The organism is Micromonospora sp. KC207, from assembly GCF_004348615.1.
GTDB lineage: Bacteria > Actinomycetota > Actinomycetes > Mycobacteriales > Micromonosporaceae > Micromonospora.
On record NZ_SMKJ01000115.1, the window covers coordinates 1 to 19,158 of the forward strand.

Below are 19,158 nucleotides of genomic sequence, written 5' to 3' on the forward strand. Positions count from 1 at the left end.
GGTGGGGGTCGGGCGGGGCAGCCGCACCCCCCCTGCTGACCAACTTCGACGTGGCGGGGCGGGGCATGTTCGGCAAGGCCCCGAGTTGCTTCCTCGATCATCAGGGCTCGTTCATCGTCCGCTCCTACCAGGGGTCCGATCCGGACAGACCGCCACCGGCGGTCGACTTCTTCCCCTCTCCGGCGTTCGGCCCGACGCCGGGCGTGCAGGTGCGGGAGATCTCCGAGGACGTGGTGGGCATGTTCGAGGACTCGCCGGAGGCCCGGAAGCTGATCCACTTCCTGGCCGGCGAACAGGCCCGCCAGGCGTGGCGCGAGGCGAGCGGCGATCTGGCGTTCACCCTCAACGCGGAGGCCGGTCCGGCGTATCCGGATGGCCTGCCGCGCCGCATCGCGCAGACCCTCACCACCGGCACGCTGTGCCGCGACGCCTCGGACATGATGCCGGCGGCGATGACCGCCGCATTCCATTCGGCCGTCCTGCAGTACCTGGACGACCCCTCGCTGCTGGGCACGTTGTTGACCGAGCTGGATATCGTGCGGAGCCAGACCGCAAAGGACGAGTGGCTGGGGCTGCCCTGCCTCAGTCCGCCGAGTTGACCACCGAAAAGGGGCCAGTGGATGAGCGAGGTTGTCGAGTTCGCCCTCGATGGCGGGGGTACCGTGCTCGTGGCCGTGGACGAGACGCCGGGCATCGCCCCGGCGTCCGCCGCCGACGACGTGCTCCGCCGGGCCGGGGTGAGCTTCAACAAGGCGATCGGCCAGGCGCGCGACGCCGCGTCCGCCGCGTTGACCGAGTTCCGGTCGATGGTGGACCGGCCGGACGAGGTGGAAATCAGCTTCGGCATCCAGCTCACCGCGGAGGCGGGCGCGTTGATCGCCCGCACCGGCGTGCAGGGGCAACTCCAGGTGACCGTGCGCTGGCAGCGGCTCCCCACCGCCTGACCACCGTCGTCTGCCGGCGACCGCGCCACGCCCGCTGGCCCCTGCCGGTGTGGACGGTGCGGGTCCACACCGGACCGCCGCACCCGGGAGTACCCCTAGGGAGGCCGGCGGCGGCCCACCGGCGAATCCGGGATGTCTCCGATGGATGGCGGGCGGTCCCGGTGGAAGCGTGGTGCCCCATGGCTTCCTGTTCCGTACGGCGCTGGCGGCAGCTCGCGCTCTGGTTGCACGTGACGACGTCGGTGGCCTGGATGGCGCAGGCCCTGGCGATCTTCGTCCTGCTGACCACCAGCCTGACCACGGACAGCCAGGCCGTGGCCGTCAGCGCCACCTCCATGGCCCAGGTGCTCGACGGCCGGTTGCTCGCGCCGATGGCCAACGCCTCAGCGTTCACCGGGTTCATGCTCGCCGCCGCCACCGGGTGGGGCTTCTTCCGCTACCGCTGGGTGCTGGTGAAGTTCGTGATCACCCTTACCCAGCTCCACCTCGGCATCTTCGTCCTCAGCTCGGCGCTGGCCGACTCCGCCACCGCGGCTGCCACGGGCACCCGGGGTCCCGCCGTGCCGCTGGCCGTCGGCTCGGCGCTGATGGCCGGCGCCATCGCCTTCCAGGCCTGGGTATCCGTGGCCAAGCCCTGGTCGACGACCCGCTGGATGCCAGAGGACCGCCGCCAGGTCGCCGGGACCGCGCCGCGCTGGGTCTTCGTGGCCACCGTCGTCGGCGTGGCCGCCGACCTCACCATCGCCGGGCTGCTCGGCCACCCGGCACCGCTGATCTCCCTGGCGATCCTCGGCACCTGGCTGGTGCTCCGGCGGCGGCAGTCTCACACCAGCGGCCATGCCGGCGGGTCGCCGGCCCTGCGATGAGGCCGCGCAGGTGACGTTTGACCAGCTCCGGACCACCAGCCGACCGGCGCGACCCCACCGTGCGGCCCGGCGTGGTCGCCGGGAAGACCGCTCATCCACACCATCGCCCCCGACGCAAGGGCGAAGTACCCGGTGACCGCCCGCGAGCCGGGCCTCGATGGGCGGCGGGCCGTCAGCATCGCGTACCAGGCCCCGGCCGGCGCGAAGAGGACGAGCCACACCACCGGCGGCACCCCGAGCGCCCACACCATCGCGGTAATCGCCACGCCCATGAGCACGTGGACGGCCCCGGAGACCCGGAATCGGACGGCTGGTCCCGGCCCCGTGCGCCGGGCTGTTGGGTCCAGCATCCGGAATCCGTGAAAAGCCGTCACGGCCACGAGCGCCAGCGTCACAGGCCATTGCAACGCCGGGCTCACCATGGGCTCGCTCCCCTCGTCCGGCCGCTGGCAGGGCCCGGCGTGGACAGACGGTCAGGGCCGACGGTACTCGGCGAACGGGTCGACGTCTGCGTGCGAAGTTGCCCTGCCGTCCGCGCGGGGCGGGCGCGGGTGCGGGGCGCCTGAGCCCCGCCGGCAGGTTTCTGCGCGAACGGCTGCCGCCGGCAGCCATCGGCCGTAGCCTGACCCACGCCAACCGGCGGCACCGCTTTGTCCAGCCCGGGGCACCGGCGGCGCCCACGCTTGAATCAGCAGGCCACCGCGGCCAACTGCGAACCGCCTGCAACGTCAGCCGACAAGACTCGCCCGACGCCCCACCGGTTTGACGTATTCCGTTATGGGAATATGATGGCTGCCATGGCACGAGCAGCGACGACGTCTGACGCGTTCAACGCGATCGCCGAGCCGCAGCGCCGGGACATCCTGGCGCTGCTGCGGGCGGGTGAGCGGCCGGTGACCGACCTGGCTCAGGAGCTGGGGATGAGCCAGCCGCAGGCGTCGAAGCACCTGCGGGTGCTCCGGGAGGTGGGGCTGGTGCGGGTCCGCGGGGCGGGCAAGCAGCGCCTCTACGGCCTGAACGCCCGCGGGCTGCGGCCGGTCCACGAGTGGGTCGGCGGGTTCGAGCGGTTCTGGAACGAGAGTTTCGATCGGCTGGACACCTACGTGCAGGACCTCAAGCAGACAGCGCAGGAGGAATGACCGATGGCAGGGGCAAGGCAAGAAGCACGGGCGGAGCCGGCGACGGCCGACCGGGAGATCGTGATCTCCCGGGTCATCGACGCCCCGCGGGAGCTGGTGTTCGAGGCGTTCACCGAGGTCCGGCACCTGTCGCGGTGGTGGGGTCCGGAGGGCTTCACCACCGCGACGCCGTCCTTCGAGTTCCGCGTCGGCGGAGTCTGGGACTTCGTGATGCACGGGCCGGACGGGACCGACTACTCCGAGTGGATCACCTGGACCGAGATCGTCCCACCGGAGCGGATCGCGCTGCTGCACGGCGAGTCCCGCGACGACCCGAACGCCTTCGAGTCGGTCCTGACCTTCGCGCCGGACGGTGCGGCGACCCGGATCGTGATGCGCACGGTGTTCCCCACCAAGGAACTGCGCGACGACGCGGTCGAGAAGTACCACGCGATCGAGGGCGGCCAGCAGACCCTGAGCAGCCTGGCGGTTTACGTCACCGAAATCGTTCGAGAGGGGGCGCCGGGCTGACAGCCGGAAAGGCGGCAACCGCCTGTTCGACGGCGTGGACGCGTCCAGGGTCGCGCTGGAGCCGGTCCGTTCGGAGCCCTCGTCGGGGGTGACGCACCTGGCCTACGCCGTGCACCCACGGTAGCCGCGTCACCACTTCACTCCAGCGACCCGAGCACCCACGGCGCACCCGCCTGAAGCAGCAGACCACCACGGCCAACTGCGAATAGTCACCATGAGGGCGGGGGTCGTCGCCGCACGGGCCATGGAACTGGCCGACGGCACCGCACCGCGCAACGCAACGCCGCGCCGGTCGCCCGACCGAAGGGCAGCGCCGGTACGACGACGCCCCCGGCACCGAGCGCGAGCTCGGCACCGGGGGCGGGCCGTACCGTTAATCCGCGGTCACGTCGAGACGACCGCTAGACGGCCGTGCGCGACCACTGCTGGTTGGTGCCGGTGTTGCACGGATACTGCTTGAGGACCACGCCGTCCGCGGTCGACGCGGCCGGTACGTCCACGCACTTGCTGCTGTGTCGCGCCCGGAGCTGGAAGTAGCTGCCGTTGGCGACCATCTGGAACTGCTGGTTCGCGCCGGTGCCACAGGTGTACTGGATGAGCTCGGCACCGTCGGCGGTGGAAGCGCTCACCACATCAAGGCACTTCCCGCTGTGCCGGCTGATGATGCGCCAGTAGCCGCTGCCGGCGTCCTGGAACTGCCACTGCTGCCACGCATTGCCGCCGTACGTGTACTGGACGACGCGCGCACCGTTGTCGGTGTTCGGTGATTGGACTTCCATGGCCTTGCCGCTGTGGCGCACGTTGAGCTGGTAGAACGTTCCCGTCGCTGGCGGAGGCGTCGTGGGGTTGCTGTCGATGGTGTCGCCCCAGCCATACCGGATCCGGTCGGCGCCGGAGATGTTGCGGACGGTCAGGTTGAGGTCGGTGCCGCTGCCGCTGAGGGCGAACATCGAGTACCAGTCGTAACCGATGCTGCCGGTCTTGCCGCCGAGGGCGGGCCAGTAGGTGCCGCCCATCTGGTTGTCACGCATGACCTGGGCCATGGCGCGGATGTGGCGCACGAAGTTGTCGGTGCTGTTCGCGTCGGCGTAGTTGCGGCCGTCGTTCATCGGCGCGCCGAACTCGGTGGCGACCGCGCGGGAGGCGCAGTTGCCGAGGCGGGTCTGGATGTGGCTTCGGAAGGCGTCGTAGCTCATCTCGCCGTAGAAGAAGGCGTAGTGGTGGAAGGAGAACAGCGTCGAGTTGAAGCGGCTGTCGTTGCAGACGTCCCGAAGGTCCTGGCTGAAGCCGGTTCCGCCGATGAGCACCCGGCCGGGCACCGCCGAGCGGTGGTAGCTGAGCCAGTTGGCTGCGACGTTGCGCCAGTCCGCCGAGCTGTAGCCGTGCGGCTCGTTCATCGGCTCGAAGTAGACGTTGGCGTTGGAGCCGTACGTGCTGATCACGCTGGCCCACATCGCGTTCCACGCGGCGAGGTTCGTGATCCTGCCGCCGGAGGCGGCGCCGTCCTCCCAATAGGTGAGGATGACCTTGAATCCACGTTCGGTGGCGGCGTCGATGGCGCCGCGGTAGGCGTTCCACCACGTCGTTCCCACCGTGTGGGTGTTGATGGGCAGCCGGACGGTGTTGACCCCCATGGTGGAGGCCATGTCGTCGTAGAGGGCATTGGCCTTGGCCCGCACCGTCGCGTTGCTGTCGGACTGGCTCAGGCCCTGCACGACGAGCGGACCGGTGCTGAAGTTGTCCCCCAGCACTGCCCAGTTCATGCCTCGGAACTGGCGGGTGGCGGCAGTGGCCGGCGACGAGGCGACGACGACGACGCTAGCCAGCGCCGTCAGCGCGGTCACCAGGGCGATCAGCAACCGGCGCGATCGGGTGCTGCGCGATGGTCCTGATGCGCGGGCATCAGACGACGTGATCCGTGTCATGGAATGTCCAATCACTGAACTTAGCGCCTTTGCCTTGACGGCACGCAGGTTAAGGCCGTGTTACATGTGGATGCTAGTGACCACGTCAGCCATGTCAAGCCCTCGACGGCCATCGATGTGAAATGCGTTGCCGCCACCGTCTGGAGCCGGCATCGCCGACGGCGACGGCATCACCGTGTCGACAGCAGCCGGTCGTCGATACCGGCGACAGCATCGCCGCCATGATCGACGGTGAGGCGACCGTCAGGACCTGCCGAACCCGAAATGCGCGGGCTGAACCCGCGCCCCGCAACCGGCTCCACGTGTGAACAGTGGACGGCCTTCAACACCATCCACAACGCCGCAACCTCCGAGGCTCCGCTCGAGCCCGGCCCTGATCCTGGGCAACCTCCTCGGCGCGTTGGCAGCAACCGGGCGCCCACTGCCGGGCCCGCCGCCCCGGACGCCAGATCCTGTTCGACATGGGAGGGATCGTCACGGGCGGGTGGCTGGGCCCCGACAACATCCACAACCTGGAAGCCGACAACGCACCGGGCGGACCACACCAACTCTCGCCGCAGAAATCGCGACGCATCGACCTCGCCGCCACTGCCCGGACCGTCCCAGTCGTCGTCCTGCTTCCTCGGCTACTGCTACCGGATGAGCGTGGTTGCGACAAAGAGGTTCGGATTCATTAGCCAAGTGTCATCACGCGCAGGACGACACGGGTTGGTCGCAAGCGGGATGGTGATGTCTTCCGATGATTGAGATGGAGCGTCCTGTGGCAGGATTATTGGCTCGGCTCGGCAGATTCACTTTTCGGCGTCGTGGTCCGGTGCTTTTGGTGTGGCTGGCCATTCTGGCTGGGACGGTTTTCGCGGGCCTGACGGCGGCATCGGCTCCGGCCGATGATTTCTCGGTGCCTGGCATCGAGTCGCAGACCGCTTTCGACCTGATGCAGGAACGGTTTCCCGGGCTAACGGCCGATGCCGGTGACGCGACGGTGGTGTTCGTGGCCCCGGCGGGCGAGAAGGTGACCGCCGCGCCGTACAAGTCGGCCATCGAGTCAGCGGTTCGGCAACTTGGCGATGGTGATCAGGTCGCCATGGTGGACGACCCGTTTCAGGCCGGTGCGGTCAGCGGCGACGGATCGGCGGCGTACGCGAGTGTGCGGTACGCGGTGAAGGCCAGCGCGGTCACTGATGCCAGCATCGAGAAAGTCGACACCGCGGCCGATGTCGCCCGGAAAGCCGGCCTGACCGTCGAGGCCGGCGGGAGCGCGATGGAGCCCGGCGGGGGCGGGGGTGTCGCTGAGATCATCGCCATCGGGCTGGCCGCGGTGATCCTGCTGATTACCTTCGGGTCCCTGGTCGCCGCAGGGCTGCCGCTGCTGACCGCACTGCTCGGAGTCGCGGTGAGCATGATGTCGATCCTCGCGGTGAGCGATGCGTTCGGCCTGTCCGCGACCACCGGCACCATGGCGTTGATGCTGGGTCTCGCGGTGGGGATCGACTATGCCCTGTTCGTGGTCTCCCGATACCGCGAGGAGCGTGCCCGGGGCTTTTGCGCAGTTGACGCGGTCTCCCTGGCGGTGGGTACCGCTGGCTCCGCTGTGGCTTTCGCTGGCTTGACGGTGGTCATCGCGCTTGCCGGTATGGCGGTGGTCGGCATCCCGATGCTGACGAAGATGGGGCTTGCCGCGGTCGCGGCGGTGGTGGTGGCCGTGTTGGTCGCGTTGACTCTGGTGCCGGCGGTCCTCGGGTTTGTGCCGGACAAGGTGCTGTCTCCGTCTGCTCGCCGCGGTCAAGTGGCCACAGCGGACGAGAAGGCGCCGGGGCGCGGCGGCACGCGGTGGGCGCGGCTGGTGCTTCGCAGGCCGATCGCGGTCCTGGTTGTGGGTGTGGCGCTGCTGGGCGCGCTCGCGATCCCCGCCGCGTCGTTGCGGTTGGGCATGCCGGGGGATGAGTCCCGGCCGACTTCGACCACCCAGCGTCGTGCCTATGACGCGCTGGCCAAGGCGTTCGGGCCCGGGTTCAATGGGCCACTCATGATCGTGGTCGACGTCAAGGCCGCGACTGAGCCGGAGAGGGCGGTCGAGTCGATCGCCGGCAAAATGGCGGGGGTGGACGGGGTGGTGTCGGTTTCGCCGGCGCTGCTCAACGACGCCCGGGACACCGCGATGTTCGAGGTCGTTCCCTCCACCAGCCCGACCGATGAGGCGACCAAGGACCTGGTCCGTGGCCTGCGTGACGCGCGGCCTGAGCTGGTCGGCGGCACTGGTGCGAAGTTCCAGGTCACCGGGACGACGGCGGTCAACATCGACTTGGCGGAGAAGCTGCGGGACGCGCTGGTGCCCTACCTTGCCACCATCGTCGGGCTCGCCGTACTGCTGCTGCTGGTGGTGTTCCGCTCGATCCTGATCCCCGTCAAGGCAGCCCTGGGATTCCTGCTCTCGGCGGTGGCCGCCCTGGGGGCGATGGTGCTGGTGTTCCAAAAGGGATTCGCCGCGGGTCTGCTGGGTGTCGAGCAGACCGGTCCGATCATGAGTGCCGTGCCGATTTTCATGATCGGGATCGTGTTCGGGCTGGCGATGGACTACCAGGTGTTCCTTGTGTCGCGGATGCGGGAGGACCACGTTCAGGGTGCGCAGCCGCGCCAGGCGATCGAGGCCGGTTTCCGGCATAGCGCCCGCGTCGTTGTCGCAGCCGCGTTGATCATGATGGCTGTTTTCGCCGGGTTCGTCGCCGAGGTCGACCCCTTCATCAAGATGATCGGCTTCAGCCTCGCCGCCGCAGTGTTCCTGGATGCGTTCGTGGTCCGGATGGCCATCGTCCCGGCTGTCATGGCGCTGCTCGACCGCCGGGCGTGGTGGCTGCCACGCTGGCTGGACAGGATCCTGCCGCGCGTCGACGTCGAGGGCGCGAGCCTGGAGCGGGATCCGCTGGGGGAGCCGGAGCGCGAGCGGGAGCCCATGCCCGCAAGCGCCCCGTGACAGGCGGATGAGTGGTCACTGATCATCAAGGGCCGGGTCCGCGGAGATCGGCGGGCCCGGCCCGTACGGCAGATGAGAGCTGGCTGGTTCGGAAGACAATCGACTTCGGCGCCGCCGGCCCGCGGCGGATCAGGAGGAGCTCTGATGGTCGGTCTGGAGGAGTACGCGCAGCGGTATCCACGGCTGACCGACGCGGTCATCGTGCTCGCATTGCTCGGTGGCGCGGTGATCGGGGCGAATCTCGTCGGCCCGGGCGAGAGTCGTCCGCAGGATGTCTGGGTCGCCAACGTCGTGACTGGGATCGCCTGTCTGGCGCTGTTCGGGGCCCGCAAGCGTCTGCGGAGCGCGGTCGTGGTGACCGCTGTCTGCGCCGTCGTGACGGGAAGCCTCGGTTTCGTCCTGTCCCCGCTCCTGCTCGCGCCGCTGATGGTGGCGCTGTACTGGTTGGCTGCCGCGAGCGACTCGCGGACGACCTGGGCGTACGGCGGCGTCACGACCGTGCTTGTCGTCGGCACCGCGGTCGGGGGCGACCTGGACGCGATGGTGGCGCTGCGCGCCTTCGGGCCTGCCCTGTGGCTGTTGCTGCCGCTGGCCATGGGCAGCGGGACCCGGCTGCGTCACGCCTGGCTCGAGGCCGTCCAGGCCCGCGCCGAGCACGCCGAGCGGACCCGTGAGGAAGAGGCCAGGCTGCGGGTCACGGAGGAGCGGATGCGCATCGCTCGTGACCTGCACGACGTCGTGGCTCACCACATGGCCGTGGCCAACGCGCAGGCCGGCACCGCGGCCCACCTGCTGGAGTCCGACCCGAAACTCACCAAGAAGATCCTCACCGACCTGCAAGCCACCACCTCCACGGTCATGCTCGAGCTGCGCGACACCGTCGGCGTGCTGCGCCACAGCGGCCCAGACGCGGACAGCCTCGAACCGGCGCCGGGGCTGGCCCAGCTCCCAGACCTGCTGGAGGTCTGCAGGTCCGCCGGCCTGACAGTCAACCTCGCGACGGACGGCGAGCCTCGGGACCTGCCGCCCGGGATCGACCTGACCGCCTACCGGATCATCCAGGAGGCGCTGACCAACGCCACCAAATACTCCGCGTCGGCGACGGCCGCGCTGCGCCTTCGCTACAGCAGCACCAGGCTCACCATCACGGTCACCAACGACACCCGTACCGACGAGCAACCCAGACGCGGCTCCGCCGGCTACGGCATCATCGGGATGCGTGAACGGGCCCATGCGGTCGGCGGCGACCTGCGGGTCAGCGACAGCGGTGCCGCCGACTTCGAAGTCGTGACCGCCCTGCCGCTGCATCCGCACGCGCCCGTGCCGCGCTCTCTCACACCCCAGGGGACGCCATGACGATCCGAGTCCTGCTCGCCGACGACCAAGCGCTGCTGCGCGGCACCTTCAAGATGCTGATCGACTCCTGCGACGACCTCGAGGTCGTCGCCGAGGCCGCCGACGGCGCGCAGGCCGTCGATCGCGCCCGCGAACACCGTCCCGACGTCATCGTGATGGACGTGCGGATGCCCGGTGTCGACGGCCTGACCGCCACCGAGACCATCTGCGCCGACCCCGACCTGACCGGCACCCGGGTCCTCATCCTCACCACCTTCGAAAACGACGAGCACGTCGCACGCGCCCTGCGCGCCGGCGCCAGCGGCTTCCTCGGCAAGTACGTCACCACCGACGCCCTCCTCGAAGCCATCCGTACCGTCGCCACCGGCGAGAGCCTGCTCTCCCCAGGTGCCACCAAAGCCCTCATCAGCCAGTTCCTCGCCACCCCGCCACCGAGCACCGCCGCCCCGCGGCCCACCACACCCGGGATTCGCGATCTGACCAACCGCGAACGCGAGGCCATGAAGCTGGCCGCCGACGGAAAGTCCAACGACGAAATCGCACGGGAACTCAATCTCAGCGCGCTCACCGTACGCACCCACATCCAACGCGCCATGACCAAGCTCGGCGCCCGGGACCGAGCACAACTCGTCGTCCTGGCCTACAAGAACGGTCTGGTCTCACCAGACCCCCACACTCCCTAACCCGAGACCGCGCCAGCTTCGGTGCTTCCACAGGCCAGCGCCTCGGCGGCGCCTTCGCGATACCCGCGCGTGTCGGTACGAACCTGGCGCCTGCCGCAGCGATCGTGACGTCGGCGGCCGAGCGCGTTGGAACGTTGCGGGTCGCTGACCGACCACGCCAAGCGCGAGGCCGATCCTCGCACCATTCTGGACGTACCCGGGGGCGTACAGCGATCGCAGTACGCCGGAGTGTCTGCGGCTGGACGATGTCGCCGCCGGATCTTCCGGCGAGTCTTGGGCCATCGCGTGAGACAGCTGGAGGGGTGGCAGATGATCGAGGTGAACGACCTCAGTAAACGGTACGGCGAGAAGCTCGCGGTCGACTCGTTGAGCTTCGCCGTACGGCCGGGCGTGGTCACCGGCTTCCTCGGCCCCAACGGGGCCGGCATGTCGACGACGATGCGGGTGATCATGGGCCTGGACCGGCCGACGTCCGGGCAGGTACGCGTCAACGGCCGCTCGTACGCACGGCTCAAGGCCCCGTTGCAGGACAAGCTGGGCGCCCGGGACCGCGTCCAACTCGTCGTCGCCGCCTACCAGACGGGTTTCGCCCGCTCCCCCTGCTCGTGACTACGGCTCCTCGCGCTGACGGCGGTCACGCTGGCGCGGTGCGCGCGGGTGTGTACGGTCGTGCGATGACCGTGTCCCGGAGCATCGGAGACCCGATGAGCGACGACCTGCCCCACCTCGACCCGACCCGGCCGACGGCGCAGCGGGTGGCCCACCTGCTCGGGCGGATGAGCCTGGCGGAGAAGGTCGGCCAGATGATGCAGCTCGACGCCCACGGCGACCTGGCCGACCTCGTCCTGGAAAAGCACGTCGGGTCCATCCTGCACACCTCCCCCGCGCGGGTGCTCCAGGCGCACGAGCTGACCGCGCGGACCCGGCTGCGGATCCCGCTGCTGGTCGGCGAGGACTGCATCCACGGGCACTCGTTCTTCCCCGGCGCGACGATCTTCCCCACCCAGCTCGGCATGGCCGCCACCTGGGCGCCGGACCTCGTCGAGCGGGTCGCCCGCGCCACTGCGGTCGAGGTCGCCCCGACCGGCGTGCACTGGACCTTCTCCCCGGTGCTGTGCATCGCCCGCGACCTGCGCTGGGGCCGCATCGGCGAGACGTTCGGCGAGGACCCGTTCCTGATCGGCGAGCTCGCCGCCGCGATGGTGCGCGGCTACCAGGGCGAGGACCTCGCCGACCCGACCGCCGTGCTGGCCACCGCCAAGCACTTCGTCGGCTACTCGGAGACCCAGGGCGGCCGGGACGCCAGCGAGGCGGACCTGTCCCGGCGGAAGTTGCGCGCATGGTTCCTGCCGCCGTTCGAGCGGGTGGCGCGCGAGGGGTGCCGCACCTTCATGCTCGGCTACCAGAGCACCGACGGAGTGCCGATCACCGTCAACGACTGGCTCCTGACCGACGTGCTGCGCGGCGAGTGGGGCTGGACCGGCATGCTCGTCACCGACTGGGACAACGTCGGCCGGATGGTCTGGGAGCAGCAGGTCCAGCCCGACCACACGCACGCCGCCGCAGCAGCCGTGCGGGCCGGCAACAACATGGTCATGACCACCCCGCAGTTCTTCCAGGGCGCCCAGGACGCGGTGGCGCAGGGGCTGCTCGCCGAGTCGGACCTCGACGACGCCGTCTCCCGCATCCTGGCCCTGAAGTTCGAGCTGGGTCTCTTCGAGGACCCCCGCCGCCCGGACGTCGCCCGGCAGCGGGCGGTGATCGGCAGCGCGCCGCACGCCGCACTGAACCTGGAGGTCGCCCGCCGGTCGCTGGTGCTGCTGCGCAACGACGGGGTGCTCCCGCTGGCGGGCGGGTTCCGGGCCGACGACGCCGGCCGCGCCCGGGGCGACGGCGGCGCTGCGCGTACCGTCGCGGTCGTCGGCCCGCTCGCCGACGACGCGCAGACCCAGCTCGGCGACTGGGCCGGCTCCTCCGGCCAGGCCGACTGGATGCGCGACGGCCAGCCCCGCGACATGATCACCACAATTCTCGACGGCCTGCGCGCGCACGCGCCCGACGGCTGGACGGTGACCCACGCGCGCGGCGCCGACATCCTCACCATGGCCGCAGACGGCGAGGGCGAACTGTTCCCCGACGGCCAGCCCCGCCCACAGGTGGTCGTGCCCTGCCCGCCGGACGGGGCGCTGATCGCCGAGGCGGTCGCCGCCGCCGCGCGGGCCGACTACGTCGTCGCGGTCGTCGGCGACCGCATCGAGCTGGTCGGCGAGGGCCGCAGCACCGCCACGCTCGACCTGATCGGCGGGCAGATCGCGCTGCTGGACGCCCTCGCCGCGACCGGCACCCCGCTGATCGTCGTCCTGCTCGCCTCCAAGCCGCTGGTCCTGCCGGACTCGGCGCTCGACGCCGCAGCCCTGCTCTGGGTGGCGAACCCGGGTATGCAGGGCGGCCGGGCCGTCGCCGAACTGCTGCTCGGCCTCATGGAGCCCGCCGGGCGGCTGCCCATCTCGTTCGCCCGGCACGTCGGCCAGCAGCCCACCTACTACAACCAGCTCCGCGGCCAGCACGGCTCCCGGTACGCCGACCTGACCCAGCGCCCCGCCTTCGCCTTCGGCGACGGCCTGTCGTACACGGAGGTCGAGTACGCCGACCTGCGGGTCGAACCGGGCGTCCTGTCGCCCACGGACACCGTCCACGCCGAGGTCACCGTCCGCAACACGGGGGCCCGGCCGGTCCGGGAGACCATCCAGGCGTACGTCAGCGACACCGTCACGTCCGTCAGTTGGGCGGAGAAGGAACTCAAGGCGTTCCGTCAGGTGGAGCTGCGGCCCGGCCAGAGCGCGACGGTCCGCATCGACATCCCCGTCGCCGACTGCGCCATCGTCGACGGCCGGGGTGCCCGGGTGGTCGAGCCCGGCGCCTTCACGCTGCTCGTCGGGCCGTCGTCGCGGGACGAGACGCTGCTGCGGGCATCGTTCGCCGTACGACCGGTGGCCTGACCGCCGCCGCACCCGGAATCCACACCGGAACCTCGATGTCGTCGACGGTGACGGCGAAGTCCATGCCGTCGGCGTCCAGCCCGGTCGCCCGCACCCGGGTGGCCTCCGGGCAGCCGTCGAGGGTGCGGCAGGTCGGCAGCGAGTCCTCGGCGTGGTCGGCGTTCATGTCCCACCGGCCCGACCACCTGCGCAGCCCGACATCGACGGCCCTGGGGGCTGCCGGTGGCGGCGGCCGTACTCACGGCGGTGCTGCTCAGCCGCCGTGGCGGTCGGTCGCCGCGCCGCCCCCGCTGCGCCCAACCACGCCGCGCGGGCCATCGCTCACCGGCTCGGCGCCGAGTCGGTCGGCGGCTTTCGCGCCGGCAGGCTCGCGCAGCCGCAGGGCCAGGAAGAGGTCCACCCGGTCCTCGAACCGGCCGAGGTCGCAGCCGGTGAGCCGCTCGATCTGACCGATCCGGTACCGCAGGGTGTTGACGTGCACGTGCAGTGACTCCGCGCACCGGCGCCAGGCGCCGTTGGCGGACAGGAACGCGTTCAGGGTGTGCACGAGCTCGGTCCCGTGTCGCCGGTCGTAGCCGGTCAGCGGGTCGAGCAGCCGGGACCGGAAGGCCCGCTGGGTGTCGGCCGGCACGCCGGCCAGCAGGATCAGGTGGGAGGCCATCTCCCCGGAGCAGACCAGGGCCACCGGCCCGGGGCAGGCCGCCGCCGCGCGCAGGGCATGGGTGGCCTCCTGCACGAGCCCCGGCAGCGCCGCGGCGGCGCGACCGGGGGTGCTGATCCCGACCGAGAAACGCCCGGGTCCCAGCCCGGCGGCCAGGATGTCGAGGGCGGCGCGGAACCCGCTGGACGCGGCCCCGGCGGTCTGCCCGGACGCGGCGTCGCCCACCACCGCCAGCACGGTCGGGTCCTGCGTGCCGGGCAGCGCCGTCACGGCCGCCGGCACGCCCACGGTCCGGATCGCCTCGCGCAGCACCGCGAGGGCCAGCGCCGGAGGCGTCCGCAGCCCGGTCAGCGTCGCGGTCATCGCGACGAAGCCCCGGTCCGGCATCAGCCCGCAGGCCCGGAGCCGGGCCCGCAGGTCGGCCTCGTCGCCGTCGCCGGCCAGCGCCCGCCCCACCTGGTCGGCCAGGCGCTGCTCGACCCGCTCGGCCTCGTCGGCCTGGGTCCGTTCCAACGCGACCATGTTGACCAGTTCGGCCAGCACGTCGTCCCCGGGCAGGGCCGGCGCGTCGGCATCCGCCCGTACCGCGCGGCGCCCGGTGACCGAGGGCCGGGATGCGCCCGTGACCCCCGCCTCCGGCCCGGGTGCCCCCGCCGGCGCTTCCGGCCCGGCCGGCACGGCTGGCAGCTCCGGCCCGAGCGGCGCGCAGGCGAGCAGCCAGGACGCCATCCGGTGCGCCGGGAAGCCGGGAATCGCGGTGACCGACATGAGGATCCCACCGGCCCGGGTCGTGAACGGCAGCCGGGTGGCGGTCAGAAAGGCGGTGGCCAGTTCCCCGGCGGCCGAGGCCGGCAACAGGGCCGTGCCGGCGACCGGCCGGCCGGTGGCGGAAAGCAGCCAGCACCGCACGCCCAGGTCGGCGGCGACGGCCGGCAGCAGATCGGGCAGCCGGGCACCGGCGGCCATCGCCGCGACCACTCCCCGCTGCCGGCCGAGCATCGTGGCCAGCCCGGTCGCCCGCTGCTTCCACACCGACGGCGCGAGGGCGTCGATGACCTCCCGGAAGGACACCTCCACCGGAACCTCGAACAGGGGCACGCCGTGCCGGCGGCAGGCCTCGACCAGATCCGACGGCACGCCGCCGAGGGCAGCGTCGCCCGCGCCGATCGCGCTGACCCGGGCCTCGGCGCACGACCGGACGAAGTTCTCGGCATCGGCGGGCCGCCGCCGCCACATCAGCCCGGTGAGCACGACCTCACCGCCGCAGAGGTAGCGGCGGGGGTCGGGCAGGTCCGTGACGAAGACCTGGCTGACCGGGCGGTCCAGCCCGTCGCCGCCGGTGAGCAGGGTCAGCCTGAGAGACGGTAGGGCCAGCGCGTCGCGCAGCAGCATCGTCATCCCCGTCGTCGAGGAACCCGATCGGCAAACGGTACGGCGGTCAGGTTTCCGTCTCGTGTCCGGTCGTCGCCGGTTCAGGGCGGCATTCGCTCACCGCCCTGCCCCTGCGAGAGGCGCTGCCAGACCCGGTCGCGGGTGAACGGCAGGTCCGTGAAGCGGACCCCGGTCGCGTCGCGCAGCGCGTTGGCCATGGCGGCGCCGACCGGATTGAACGGGCTCTCGCTCATCGACTTCGCCCCGGCCGGACCGAGCGGGTCGACGGTGCGCGCGAAGTGCACCTCCGTACGCGGCACCTCGGCGAACGTCGGCAGGTGGTAGCTGCGGAAGTCGGTGGTCGTCACCCGCCCCTCGGCGTCGATGCGCAGGTGCTCGGCGAGGGTGACGCCGAGCGCCTGCGCCACGCCCCCCTCGATCTGGGCCCGGCACTGCATCGGATTCAGCACCGTGCCGGCGTCCGCGGCGTGCACGCTGCGCAACACCCTGATCTCGCCGGTTTCCGGGTCCACCGCGATCCGGAACCAGTGGACGTTGAAGGCCACCGACCGCTCGGCGCCCTCGGCGTGGCCGGTGGCCGTCGGTCGCGCGCCCCGCGCGACGGCCAGCCGGTGCAGGTCGGTCAGGGACAGCGGCCCGCCGACGCCGTGGACGGCGGCGGAGTCCAGCCGCAGGCCGGCGCGCGCCCCGGCGGGGCGGGGGCCGGCGGCGAGGTCCAGCAGGAGCTCCCGTAGCGCGGTGGCCGCCCGGAGAACGGCGGTGCCGGCCACCGTCGTGGCGGTGGAGGCGAACGCGCCGGTGTCGTGTCCGACCAGCGCGGTGTCCGACTGCCGCACCCGTATCCGGTCCACTGTGGTACCCAGCACGTCGGCGGCGATCTGTTGGTGGACCGTGGTGGAGCCGTTGCCGAACTCGGCCGTCCCCACGTCGAGCTGGTAGTCACCGCCCGGGGTGAGGCTCAGCCGGGCTTGGCCGTGGTGTCCCCCCGGCGGCCCGGTCGCGATCATGGCCAACGCGGACCCCTCGCCGACCAGCCATCCCGCCGGTGCGCCCGGCCCGGTGCCCGGCTCGGCGGCCGTGGACCGCACGACGTCCAGACACTGGTCCAGGCCGTAGCTGCGGATGGCGAGGTCGTCCGGGTCGCCGGCCGGGGTGACCAGGTCGTCGCCGGCGCGGACGACGTTGCGGGCGCGGAACTCGTCCGGCGCGACGCCGAGGCGGCGGGCCAGCTCGTCGACAGCGGACTCGACCGCGAAGGAGACCTGACCGAGGCCGTACCCGCGGAAGGCGCCGGACGGCACGGTGTTGGTGTAGACCGCCCAGGCGTCGATGCGCTTGGCGGGGCACCGGTACACCGCCACCGACTCCGAGCAGCCGTGGAAGAGCACCCCCGGCCCGTGGTTGCCGTACGCGCCGGTGTCCGAGACCACCCGCAGTTGCAGCGCGGTCAGCGTCCCGTCGCGGCGACCGCCGACGCGTACCCGGATCGTGAACGGGTGCCGGGTCGTGGCGGCGTAGAACTGCTCGGCCCGGGTGAACTCCAGCTTCACCGGCCGGCCGGTACGCAGCGCGGCGAGCAGCGCGACGTCCTCGACCAGCATCTCCTGCTTGCCACCGAAGCCGCCCCCGACCCGGCCGGCCACCACCCGGATCCGCTCGGGCGGCAGGTCGAAGATCCGGGCGAGGGCCCGCCGGGTGAGAAACGGCGTCTGGGTGCTGCTGCGCACGACGATCCGCCCGTCCGCGTCGAACGAGGCGATGGCGCAGTGCGTCTCCAGGTGCGCGTGTTGCACCCGCTGGGTGCGGAACGTCTCCTCGTACACCACGTCGGCGGCGGCGAATCCGGTGCGCACGTCGCCGCACTCGCCGTGCAGTTCGGCGACCACGTTCCCGGCCGGACGGGCGATCCGGCACTCCGCGCCCTTGTCGCCGTGGATCGCCGGCGCGTTTGCCCGCATCGCCCGCTCGGGGTCGGTGACGGCGGGCAGCGGATGGTAGTCGACCCGTACCCTGGCGCATCCCTCCTCGGCGGCGGCCTCGGTCTCGGCGACCACGGCGGCGACCCGCTGCCCGACGTGCCGGACCACGTCGTCGAGGACCCGGGTGTCGGCTGGATCGTCGTCGGCGTTCTCGTGCTGGGCGGTGGAGAACAGGGTCGTCGGCGCGTCCCGGTGGGTGAGCACGGCGAGCACTCCGGGCACGGCGAGGGCGGCGCGCACGTCGACGTCGACGACCCGGGCGTGCGGCAGGGGCGAACGGACCAGCCGGACGTGAGCCAGCCCGGGCACCGTCACGTCGGCGGTGAACCGGGCCGCACCGGTGACGATGTCGGGCCCGGCCGGCGCCGGCAGGTTCCGACCCACCGCCCCGCCCGGGGTCGCCTCCTCGGCGTTGCGGACGCCGTGCAGCGCGTCGGCGATCGACCGGTACCCGGTGCACCGGCACAGGTTGCCCTTCAGCGCGGCGGGCAGGTCTGCGCGCTGCCCCTCGTCGAGGGCGACGGCGGTCATGATGAACCCGGCGGTGCAGAAGCCGCACTGGAACCCCTGCGCGTCGAGGAACCGCTGTTGCGTCTCGGGCCCGCCGGCCACGGCGGCGACCCCCTCGATGGTGGTCACCTCGCGGCCGACGGCCCGCACGGCGGGATACAGGCAACTGTGCACCGGCACACCGTCGACGTGCACCGTGCAGGCGCCGCAGTCACCGGTGTCGCAGCCCTTCTTCACCCCGAACCAGCCCTGTTCGCGCAGGTAGCCGCGCAGGCACTGGCCGCCGCTCGGTGCGACGGCGCACGGCTGGCCGTTCACCCGTACGCTCACCGCGCCGGCCCCCCCGCCAGCTCGGCACGGACCTGCTCGGCCAGCCGCAGGGTCATCTGCCGCCGCCACGCCGGCAGGCCGTGCACGTCGTCGTACCAGTCCCCGGCGGGGATCCGGGCGTCCAGCAGGTCGGCCAGCTCACCCGGCCGGGGCAGGTCGGCCAGGGCGACGGCGACCGGTCGCCGGGTGGCGGCGGTCACGGTGAGGGTGAACGCCCCGGTGTCCGGGTCACGGTGTCCGATCACGACCGAGGCGGAGCGCCCGAGCGGGCGCAGCGACGCCCGCCGCAGCGTGAAGCGGCCGCCCAGGGTGCGCGCGGGCAACCGGATCGTGTGCAGGTACTCGTCCGGGCGCAGCACCGTCGCGCCGACGTCGCAGACCAGCTCGGCCGCCGGCACGCGCCGGTGCCGCCCGTCGAGCCCCTGGAGCAGGCAGGACCCCTCGGCGGCCGTGACCAGGGAGATCATCGGCCCGGCCGGCAGCGCCGCGCAGAGGTTGCCGCCGACCGTCGCGACGTTCCACACCTTGAACGAGGCGAGGAACGCGTGGCAACAGCCCTGGATCAGCGGGCCCAGCGACGGCCAGCGCGCCGGCGGCGAGTACCGGAACAGCTCGGCGATGGTGCAGGTCGCGGCGATGTCGAGGCCCGGCTCGGCCGGGTCCTGGCTGGTCCGCAACGGGGGCCAGGACAGGGCGGTGAGGTCGCGCAGCCGGCGGGTGCGCGGTTGCGGCTGCGAGAAGAGGAACGTGCCGCCGGCCAGCCAGCGGTCGCCCGGCTGCCACGCGTCGGCGTCCGCGGCGATCACGTCGTGCACGGTGAACAGGTCCACAGGCTTCGCCCTTTCGCTCGGGGCGGGTGCCGCCCGCCGACGTCAGCTGACCGGTCGGGTGGG

The 19,158-nt window shown here is 71.8% G+C and carries 16 protein-coding genes and 1 pseudogene; 11 read left to right on the top strand and 6 right to left on the bottom strand.

All coding sequences use genetic code 11. The features are described from left to right. From E1258_RS16210 to E1258_RS16220, 3 genes are all read left to right on the top strand, one after another. Nucleotides 1-599 (top strand): hypothetical protein (locus tag E1258_RS16210; protein WP_207919586.1); only part of this gene is annotated, 599 nt, incomplete at its 5' end. 21 nt (nucleotides 600-620) lie between these two features. Next, nucleotides 621-944: a CU044_2847 family protein gene (locus tag E1258_RS16215; protein WP_036378114.1), complete on the top strand. Its 324-nt coding sequence runs from the start codon at nucleotides 621-623 to the stop codon at nucleotides 942-944. Between the two features lie 179 nt (nucleotides 945-1,123). Continuing rightward, nucleotides 1,124-1,810, top strand: coding sequence for a hypothetical protein (locus tag E1258_RS16220; protein WP_132401629.1), 687 nt, complete (start codon nucleotides 1,124-1,126; stop codon nucleotides 1,808-1,810). Here the strand turns inward: E1258_RS16220 and E1258_RS35895 are convergent. Further along, complete coding sequence (locus tag E1258_RS35895; RefSeq protein ID WP_132401633.1) at nucleotides 1,768-2,232, bottom strand: DUF5134 domain-containing protein; 465 nt, start codon at nucleotides 2,230-2,232, stop codon at nucleotides 1,768-1,770. The genes E1258_RS16220 and E1258_RS35895 overlap by 43 nt on opposite strands. Before the next feature lie 375 nt (nucleotides 2,233-2,607). Here E1258_RS35895 and E1258_RS16230 point away from each other — a divergent pair, with 375 nt between their 5' ends. The 3 genes and pseudogenes from E1258_RS16230 to E1258_RS34855 all read left to right on the top strand — a co-directional run. Continuing rightward, nucleotides 2,608-2,949, top strand: a complete 342-nt coding sequence (locus E1258_RS16230; RefSeq protein ID WP_007076271.1) for a helix-turn-helix transcriptional regulator — start codon at nucleotides 2,608-2,610, stop codon at nucleotides 2,947-2,949. Between the two features lie 3 nt (nucleotides 2,950-2,952). Beyond that, entirely contained in the window at nucleotides 2,953-3,459 is a 507-nt protein-coding gene (locus tag E1258_RS16235; RefSeq protein WP_132401636.1) for an SRPBCC family protein, read from the top strand. A 13-nt stretch (nucleotides 3,460-3,472) separates the two neighbouring features. After that, nucleotides 3,473-3,583: pseudogene (locus E1258_RS34855) on the top strand (dihydrofolate reductase); the annotation flags it as partial. Between the two features lie 277 nt (nucleotides 3,584-3,860). Here E1258_RS34855 and E1258_RS16245 read toward each other — a convergent pair. Beyond that, nucleotides 3,861-5,303: an RICIN domain-containing protein gene (locus tag E1258_RS16245; protein WP_243715491.1), complete on the bottom strand. Its 1,443-nt coding sequence runs from the start codon at nucleotides 5,301-5,303 to the stop codon at nucleotides 3,861-3,863. 820 nt (nucleotides 5,304-6,123) lie between these two features. Here E1258_RS16245 and E1258_RS16250 point away from each other — a divergent pair. The 5 genes from E1258_RS16250 (at nucleotide 6,124) to E1258_RS16270 (ending at nucleotide 13,393) form a co-directional block, all read left to right on the top strand. After that, nucleotides 6,124-8,355, top strand: a complete 2,232-nt coding sequence (locus tag E1258_RS16250; protein ID WP_243715492.1) for an MMPL family transporter — start codon at nucleotides 6,124-6,126, stop codon at nucleotides 8,353-8,355. A 144-nt stretch (nucleotides 8,356-8,499) separates the two neighbouring features. Beyond that, complete coding sequence (locus E1258_RS16255; RefSeq protein WP_132401642.1) at nucleotides 8,500-9,711, top strand: sensor histidine kinase; 1,212 nt, start codon at nucleotides 8,500-8,502, stop codon at nucleotides 9,709-9,711. Further along, entirely contained in the window at nucleotides 9,708-10,394 is a 687-nt protein-coding gene (locus E1258_RS16260; protein WP_132401645.1) for a response regulator transcription factor, read from the top strand. The genes E1258_RS16255 and E1258_RS16260 overlap by 4 nt, the downstream gene beginning before the upstream one ends. Before the next feature lie 309 nt (nucleotides 10,395-10,703). After that, a complete protein-coding gene (locus E1258_RS16265; RefSeq protein WP_371688625.1) occupies nucleotides 10,704-11,003 on the top strand; it encodes an ATP-binding cassette domain-containing protein in 300 nt (99 codons plus the stop codon). Between the two features lie 65 nt (nucleotides 11,004-11,068). Continuing rightward, nucleotides 11,069-13,393, top strand: coding sequence for a glycoside hydrolase family 3 N-terminal domain-containing protein (locus E1258_RS16270; protein ID WP_243715493.1), 2,325 nt, complete (start codon nucleotides 11,069-11,071; stop codon nucleotides 13,391-13,393). Here the strand turns inward: E1258_RS16270 and E1258_RS16275 are convergent. From E1258_RS16275 to E1258_RS16290, 4 genes are all read right to left on the bottom strand, one after another. Next, nucleotides 13,317-13,559, bottom strand: a complete 243-nt coding sequence (locus E1258_RS16275; protein ID WP_132401648.1) for a DUF2470 domain-containing protein — start codon at nucleotides 13,557-13,559, stop codon at nucleotides 13,317-13,319. The genes E1258_RS16270 and E1258_RS16275 overlap by 77 nt on opposite strands. Nucleotides 13,560-13,646: 87 nt before the next feature. Continuing rightward, a complete protein-coding gene (locus tag E1258_RS16280) occupies nucleotides 13,647-15,452 on the bottom strand; it encodes a PucR family transcriptional regulator ligand-binding domain-containing protein (protein WP_132401651.1) in 1,806 nt (601 codons plus the stop codon). Between the two features lie 74 nt (nucleotides 15,453-15,526). Further along, nucleotides 15,527-18,265 (bottom strand): molybdopterin-dependent oxidoreductase, encoded by a 2,739-nt coding sequence (locus tag E1258_RS16285; RefSeq protein WP_132401653.1) that lies wholly within the window; start codon nucleotides 18,263-18,265, stop codon nucleotides 15,527-15,529. Beyond that, the gene (locus E1258_RS16290; RefSeq protein ID WP_132401656.1) at nucleotides 18,262-19,095 is read right to left on the bottom strand and encodes an FAD binding domain-containing protein; all 834 of its coding nucleotides are present in this window, start codon (nucleotides 19,093-19,095) and stop codon (nucleotides 18,262-18,264) included. Before E1258_RS16290 ends, E1258_RS16285 begins: the two co-directional genes overlap by 4 nt. Nucleotides 19,096-19,158 lie beyond the last annotated feature (63 nt).